This window comes from Polynucleobacter sp. 39-46-10, from assembly GCF_002282275.1.
Genome location: NZ_NCJB01000118.1, coordinates 1 through 6950, shown reverse-complemented (window position 1 = coordinate 6950; position 6950 = coordinate 1). Strand labels below are relative to the sequence as shown.

Below are 6950 nucleotides of genomic sequence, written 5' to 3'. Positions count from 1 at the left end.
TAGCCAAAAAATTTGGCGTCCCCAGGGGGATTCGAACCCCCGTACTCACCGTGAAAGGGTGATGTCCTAGGCCTCTAGACGATGGGGACCTGGACTACTACTAAAACTAATGTTGCCATTGTAAATGCTTGGTGGAGATAAGCGGGATCGAACCGCTGACCTCTTGCATGCCATGCAAGCGCTCTCCCAGCTGAGCTATACCCCCGTAATCTCGCTAAAAATCTACAAGACACTCAAAACAATCCAAGATTTTATCCTATTTTTGTACGAGTACGCAAATTCAAGATTAGACGACCTTGGAAAGCCTTTGTACAGCTTCATCCTTGCCCAAAACAACCAAGACAGAATCAATGGCTGGCGTCTGTGTAGTGGCAAATAAGGCGTAACGGACGGGCATTGCTAAGGCTGGCATTTTGATCTGATGTTTGGCTAACACTTCTTTAAAAGCTGCACCATAGGCTGCTTTTGTGTGCTCAGCGGCTTTAAATGCATCGATCAAATCCTTTAGCGCTGGAATGACTTCAGGCGGTATATTTGTTGCGATTTGTTCAGCGGTATGTGCGGGTGCTGGTAGATAAAAAAGCTTAGCACCCTCTGCAATTTCAATCAGAGTATTCGCCCGATCTTTTAGAAGCCCAACCACTTGAACAAAGTTAGGACCTTTTTCAGTATCAATACCAAGTTCATGCGCAAATGGTTTAGTCGCCTCGGCCAGCGCAGTTAAATCTGCATTCTGAATATATTGATGATTGAGCCAAAGCAGCTTTTCAGGATTATGTTGTGCTGGTGATCGGCCAAGGCTATCCAAATCAAACCAATTTACAAATTGTTCTTTGGTGAAAATCTCGGCGTCACCATGGGACCAACCTAGCCTTGCTAGGTAATTCAGAATAGCTTCAGGCAAGTACCCTGCTTTTTGGTAATCACGAACACTCATCGCGCCATTGCGCTTACTCATTTTTTCACCAGAGTCATTAAGAACTGTGGGTAAATGAGCATACACCGGCGGATTGCCGCCGAGTGCCTTCATGATATTAATTTGACGTGGCGTATTGTTTACATGGTCATCACCACGAATCACGTGAGTGATGTTCATATCCAGATCATCCACTACAACGCAAAAGTTATAAGTTGGCGTGCCATCAGGACGAGCAATCACTAGATCATCAAGCTCATCGTTGCTAATTTCAATCTTGCCCTTAACGGCGTCCTCCCAAAAGACAGAGCCGCCAATCGGATTTTTGAAGCGGATCACTGGCAAAACACCCTCAGGAATTGTTGGCAGAGTTTTACCGGGTTCAGGGCGCCACTGACCGTTATACCGCGGCTTTTCTTTATTCGCCATCTGTTGATCGCGCAGCTTATTAAGTTCTTCTTCGCTCATATAGCAAGGGTAAGCAAGACCAGTATCGAGCATTTGCTTAACGACTTCGCGATAACGATCAATGCGTTGCATCTGATAAATCGGGCCTTCATCTAAATCTAGACCAAGCCAAGCCATACCCTCAATGATGACATCGACCGCTTCCTGGGTAGAGCGCTCTACATCGGTATCCTCGATGCGCAAAATGAAGTCGCCTTTGTTGTGACGAGCAAAAGCCCATGGATACAAAGCGCTGCGGAGGTTGCCCAAATGAATAAAGCCCGTTGGACTGGGGGCGAAACGTGTACGTATATTCATAAATGACATTATCTCAGGTTGGCTTTGAATGTCTTGGTTTAGCACGTGAATTCATAAAAAAGTGGATACTTTCACTTATGAACGAATTACTTGTATTTATGTGTGATGGCGCCCCGGTCCGCGGGGAAATTGTTTCCATTAGCAGTGCCTGGCAGGCCGTTTTGGAGCGTCGTAACGACCCCCCTGTAGTGCGGCGTATCTTGGGTGACTTTGTGGGCGCAGCCACTCTCTTAAGCGCCAGCCTCAAGTTCGATGGAACCTTGATTATTCAGGCCCAAAGCAAAGGCCCAATTCAGCTTCTGGTGGTTGAATGTAAGTCAGATTTAACGATGCGGGCTACGGTAAAGCTTTCTGTTGACGCCGACAGTATTGATCCCAATGCAAGCTTGGGCGAACTATTGGATGCGAACAATACGGGGCGGCTTGTCATTACGCTCGATCCATCTGACCGTCAGCCTGGGCAACCTCCTTATCAAGGCATTGTGGCTCTCCAGGAGCATCGTGGCACCGTTATTAAGCCCGTTACTAGTGCTGCTGAGGCCATTGCTCTATATATGCAGAACTCCGAACAATTGGATACCCGCATATGGTTGGCATCCAATGACACCCATGTTGGTGGATTGTTGTTACAGCGCCTGCCAGATTCTGGTGGTCATGCCCATCTTGACCCTCAACTTGCCGCTGAGGGCTGGACCAGAATCCAAACGCTTGGTGAAACCATTACCAACGATGAGTTGTTATCCCTCTCGCCTGAAACCATCCTTCGACGTCTTTTTTTAGAAGAATCTGCAGAGAGTGGTGTCCGCAGCTTCCCGCCCCGCTCCGTTCGCTTTGGCTGCCGTTGTTCACGAGCCAAGGTTGCAGATGTCCTCAGAATGCTCGGCGAAGAGGAGGTGGAAAGCATCCTTGCAGAGCAAGGGGCGGTAGAAACCGAGTGTGATTTTTGCGCCAAAGCCTATCGCTTTGATGCAGTAGATTGCAGACAAGTCTTTAAAACAGACTTACTAGCAGATGCAACCCGGCCACCCTCAAGCGGGCATTAAACGATAGTTACTGCTTGGTGGTTGTTGGCTTCACGCCCTCAGCTGTATTAGAGGCAGACTTTTCATTTGGCAGAATTTGCACGAAGAACTCGCCCTCTTTAAGCATGCCGTGCTCAACACGAGCCCGCTCTTCAATCGCGCGAGTACCTTCCTTTAAGTCCTTAACATCACCTGTCAGTTTGGCATTACGTAAGCTGAGGAGGCTATTTTTAGCCTGCTGCAACTCGAGCTGCTTTTCCATCTCGTAAACCTTCAGCCATCCACCCTTACCCAGCCACAGTGGGTACTGGATTGCAATGAGCAATAGCAGCATAGAGTAGATGACGATACGCATAGACAGGTAAAGGCTATCTATTAGCGTTTCAGGTTATAGAAAACAGATTTTCCTGGGTATGTAGCAACATCACCCAGATCTTCTTCAATACGTAATAACTGGTTGTACTTGGCAATACGATCAGAACGCGACAAAGAACCTGTCTTGATCTGACCAGCGTTTGTGCCAACTGCAATATCAGCAATAGTGCTATCTTCGGTTTCACCGGAGCGATGAGAAATCACAGCAGTGTAGTTAGCACGCTTAGCCATTTCAATCGCAGCAAAGGTCTCTGTCAATGTACCAATTTGATTGATCTTGATAAGGATGGAGTTAGCAATACCCTTCTCAATACCCTCTTTGAGAATACGCGTGTTCGTAACGAACAGATCATCTCCGACCAATTGGATTTTCTTACCCAGTTTCTGAGTAATATCAGCCCATCCATCCCAGTCATTCTCATGCATTCCATCTTCAATGGATACGATTGGGAATTGATCCGCCAAATTGCCAAGGTAGTCTGAGAATTCGCTTGAAGACAACTGCAAACCTTCGCCTGACAAGTGGTACTTACCATCCTTGTAGAACTCACTGGCAGCACAATCTAAAGCCAATAAGACGTCTTCACCTGCTTGATAACCCGCACCCTCAATGGCCTTCATGATGGTCTGCAAACACTCTTGATTGCTCTTGAAGTTCGGCGCAAAGCCGCCTTCATCTCCAACAGTAGTTGGCATACCTTGGGCGCCCAAAATTTTCTTCAATTCATGAAAGATTTCAGCGCCACAACGCAAGGCTTCACGGAAGCTTTGTGCGCCAACTGGCATGATCATAAATTCTTGAATATCCAAGCTGTTATTAGCATGTGCCCCACCATTAACGATGTTCATCATCGGTACTGGTAATTGCATACCACCTGATCCGCCGAAGTAGCGATACAAAGGCAAACCTGTTTCTTCTGCAGCAGCACGAGCCACCGCCATCGAAACAGCCAAGGTTGCATTAGCACCTAAGCGCGCCTTGTTGTGAGTGCCATCAAGCTCGATTAGAGTGTGATCTAAGAAAGCTTGTTCACTAGCATCAAGACCTAAGATGGATTCAGCAATTTCAATATTGATATTTTGAACGGCCTTAAGAACGCCCTTGCCAAGGTAGCGCGCGTTATCACCATCACGAAGCTCAATGGCTTCACGTGAGCCTGTTGATGCGCCTGAAGGGACTGCTGCACGACCCATAACGCCAGACTCAAGCAATACATCACACTCAACCGTGGGATTGCCGCGTGAATCTAAAACTTCTCTACCAATAATGTCAACAATGGCGCTCATGCACCTTCTCCTAAGTAAAAATGAATTTGGGGTATTACTTAAAACTATCTTCTAAAAATGATCCGGGCTTCTTAACAACAGAATCAATTGCCACTAAAGATGTAAGTAGCTCTTTCATGCGATTGAGCGGCACTGCATTTGGACCATCCGAAAGCGCTTTGGCTGGATCTGGATGCGTCTCCATGAATAAGCCACTAATGCCTACTGCAACTGCGGCACGGGCTAATACTGGAACAAACTCGCGCTGCCCACCGCTCGCATTACCTTGTCCGCCAGGAAGCTGAACTGAATGCGTTGCATCAAAAACAACTGGTGCTTTTGCTTCGCGAAGAATTGCTAAGCTACGCATATCTGAAACTAGATTGTTATAACCAAAAGAGGCGCCTCTTTCGCAAACCATAAACTGATCTGGCAGGTTCATCTCAGTAGCTGCTGCACGCGCTTTATCAATCACATTCAGCATTTCATGAGGGGATAAAAATTGACCCTTCTTGAAATTCACTGGCTTACCACTTTGAGCGCAAGCTCGAATGAAATCAGTCTGCCTACATAAGAATGCCGGTGTCTGCAGCACATCAACTACTTTTGAAACCGGTGCAATTTCACTGATGTCATGAATATCTGTCAATACTGGAACACCAATTTCACGTTTAACGCGAGCCAGAATCTCAAGACCCTTCTCCATACCTAAACCCCGGAAAGAAGTGCCTGATGAGCGATTGGCTTTATCAAAAGAAGACTTGTAAATAAATGGTACACCCAGTGCAGAGGTGATGTGTTTTAACTCTCCAGCAATATCCAAAGCCGATTGCTCGGATTCAATAACGCAAGGACCCGCAATCAAAAAGAAGCGATGATCTAAACCAACATCAAAACCACATAACTTAAATGCACTCATTGTGATCTCCTAGGCCGCTTGCTTTTGGGAAGCAGTTTGATGAATTAATGACGCCTTAATGAAAGCAGAAAATAATGGGTGGCCATCACGTGGAGTCGAGGTGAACTCGGGATGGAACTGCACACCAAAGAACCAAGGGTGCATAGTGCTAGGCAACTCCATCATTTCAGGCAAAGACTCGTTTGGTGTTCTAGCAGAAATAATCAGACCAGACTTCTCAAGACGCGGCACGTAAACATTGTTCACTTCATAGCGATGGCGGTGACGCTCATTCACCTCTGGACCATAGATTTCATGGGCTAAGGTACCCGCTTTTACTGGGCAACGCTGTGAACCTAAGCGCATAGTCCCGCCAAGATCAGAATCGTTAGTGCGCTTCTCAACACGACCTTCGCGGTCAACCCACTCGGTAATCAAGGCGACTACTGGGCTCTCGGTCTCAGGATCAAACTCGGTGCTATTGGCCTGAGCAATATTGGCGACGTGGCGAGCAAATTCGATCACAGCCAACTGCATACCCAAACAAATGCCAAGGTAAGGGACATTGTTCTCGCGGGCATAACGAATGGCAGCAATCTTGCCTTCAGTGCCGCGCTTACCAAAACCACCTGGCACTAAGATCGCATCTAAATTCTGAAGACAATCTATGCCATCTTTTTCAATCACTTCAGAATCAATGTAATTGATATTGACGCGTGTGTGATTGTGAATGCCTGCATGCCGCAAAGCTTCGATCAAAGACTTATAGGATTCAGTCAACTCAACATACTTACCAACCATACCAATGGTTACTTCGTGCTGTGGGTTGGCTAGCTCATAAACAAGATTTGCCCAAACAGATAAATCTGCAGGCTTAGCCTGAATATCTAACTCACGACAAATTAAATCATCCATGCCCTGGGCTTGAAGCATCCCAGGAATCTTATAGATGGTGTCAACATCCCATACTGAAATTACAGCTTCTTCGCGGACGTTAGAGAACAGTGAAATCTTTGAGCGCTCATCTTCTGGAATTGGGCGGTCTGCACGACATAAGAGCACTGTGGGCATGATGCCGATTTCACGAAGCTTCTGTACAGAGTGCTGGGTCGGCTTAGTTTTTAATTCGCCAGCGCTACTCAAATAAGGAACCAAAGTAAGGTGCACAAAAGCGCAGCTATGCCTTGGTAGGCGAATGCTCATTTGGCGAGCCGCCTCAAGAAATGGCAGTGACTCGATGTCACCTACAGTGCCACCGATTTCGCAGATCGCAATATCAGCATTGCCATCATGACTCGCTTTGGCCCCCCGCTCTATAAATGCTTGAATCTCATTCGTAATGTGGGGAATCACCTGAACAGTTTTACCTAGGTACTCACCACGTCGCTCTTTGCTGATAACGGATTCGTAGATCTGGCCCGTAGTGAAGTTATTACTCTTACGCATCTTTGCAGATACAAAACGCTCGTAATGCCCTAGATCAAGGTCAGTCTCAGCGCCATCTTCGGTTACGAAGACTTCGCCATGTTGAAGCGGACTCATGGTCCCAGGGTCAACGTTGATATAGGGGTCTAATTTTAGGAGGGTGACTTTCAAGCCGCGGGATTCGAGAATCGCGGCAAGCGAGGCAGCTGCGATTCCTTTCCCTAAAGAAGAAACCACACCACCAGTGACAAAAACGTATTTGGTCATCGCTTAAGCTCTGTTG

The 6950-nt window shown here is 46.9% G+C and carries 6 protein-coding genes and 2 tRNA genes; 1 reads left to right on the top strand and 7 read right to left on the bottom strand.

Annotation, left to right across the window (positions count from 1 at the left end; translation table 11 throughout):
• Positions 1–13: 13 nt before the first annotated feature.
• The 3 genes from B7X71_RS10110 to gltX all read right to left on the bottom strand — a co-directional run bounded on the left by B7X71_RS10110 (position 14) and on the right by gltX (position 1690).
• Positions 14–89: transfer RNA gene (locus B7X71_RS10110), tRNA-Glu, on the bottom strand.
• A 40-nt stretch (positions 90–129) separates the two neighbouring features.
• A tRNA-Ala gene (locus B7X71_RS10105) sits at positions 130–205 on the bottom strand.
• A gap of 81 nt (positions 206–286) precedes the next feature.
• A complete protein-coding gene (gene gltX / locus B7X71_RS10100) occupies positions 287–1690 on the bottom strand; it encodes a glutamate--tRNA ligase (protein WP_293598346.1) in 1404 nt (467 codons plus the stop codon).
• Between the two features lie 68 nt (positions 1691–1758).
• Here gltX and B7X71_RS10095 point away from each other — a divergent pair, with 68 nt between their 5' ends.
• Positions 1759–2724: an Hsp33 family molecular chaperone HslO gene (locus tag B7X71_RS10095; protein ID WP_293598347.1), complete on the top strand. Its 966-nt coding sequence runs from the start codon at positions 1759–1761 to the stop codon at positions 2722–2724.
• Positions 2725–2731: 7 nt separating this feature from the next.
• Here the strand turns inward: B7X71_RS10095 and ftsB are convergent, their stop codons facing one another.
• The 4 genes from ftsB to B7X71_RS10075 are packed head-to-tail and all read right to left on the bottom strand — an operon-like array spanning position 2732 to position 6934.
• Positions 2732–3058, bottom strand: coding sequence for a cell division protein FtsB (gene ftsB, locus B7X71_RS10090; protein ID WP_293598348.1), 327 nt, complete (start codon positions 3056–3058; stop codon positions 2732–2734).
• A 20-nt stretch (positions 3059–3078) separates the two neighbouring features.
• Positions 3079–4365 (bottom strand): phosphopyruvate hydratase, encoded by a 1287-nt coding sequence (gene eno, locus B7X71_RS10085; RefSeq protein ID WP_293598349.1) that lies wholly within the window; start codon positions 4363–4365, stop codon positions 3079–3081.
• Positions 4366–4399: 34 nt separating this feature from the next.
• A complete protein-coding gene (kdsA, locus tag B7X71_RS10080; RefSeq protein WP_293598350.1) occupies positions 4400–5263 on the bottom strand; it encodes a 3-deoxy-8-phosphooctulonate synthase in 864 nt (287 codons plus the stop codon).
• A gap of 9 nt (positions 5264–5272) precedes the next feature.
• Positions 5273–6934, bottom strand: coding sequence for a CTP synthase (locus tag B7X71_RS10075; RefSeq protein ID WP_293598351.1), 1662 nt, complete (start codon positions 6932–6934; stop codon positions 5273–5275).
• Between the last annotated feature and the right edge of the window lie 16 nt (positions 6935–6950).

Coding starts and splice junctions, on each gene's coding strand:
- eno (WP_293598349.1), bottom strand. CDS start 4,365: ATGAGCGCCATTGTTGACATTATTGGTAGAGAAGTTTTAGATTCACGC.
- B7X71_RS10075 (WP_293598351.1), bottom strand. CDS start 6,934: ATGACCAAATACGTTTTTGTCACTGGTGGTGTGGTTTCTTCTTTAGGG.
- B7X71_RS10095 (WP_293598347.1), top strand. CDS start 1,759: ATGAACGAATTACTTGTATTTATGTGTGATGGCGCCCCGGTCCGCGGG.
- ftsB (WP_293598348.1), bottom strand. CDS start 3,058: ATGCGTATCGTCATCTACTCTATGCTGCTATTGCTCATTGCAATCCAG.
- gltX (WP_293598346.1), bottom strand. CDS start 1,690: ATGTCATTTATGAATATACGTACACGTTTCGCCCCCAGTCCAACGGGC.
- kdsA (WP_293598350.1), bottom strand. CDS start 5,263: ATGAGTGCATTTAAGTTATGTGGTTTTGATGTTGGTTTAGATCATCGC.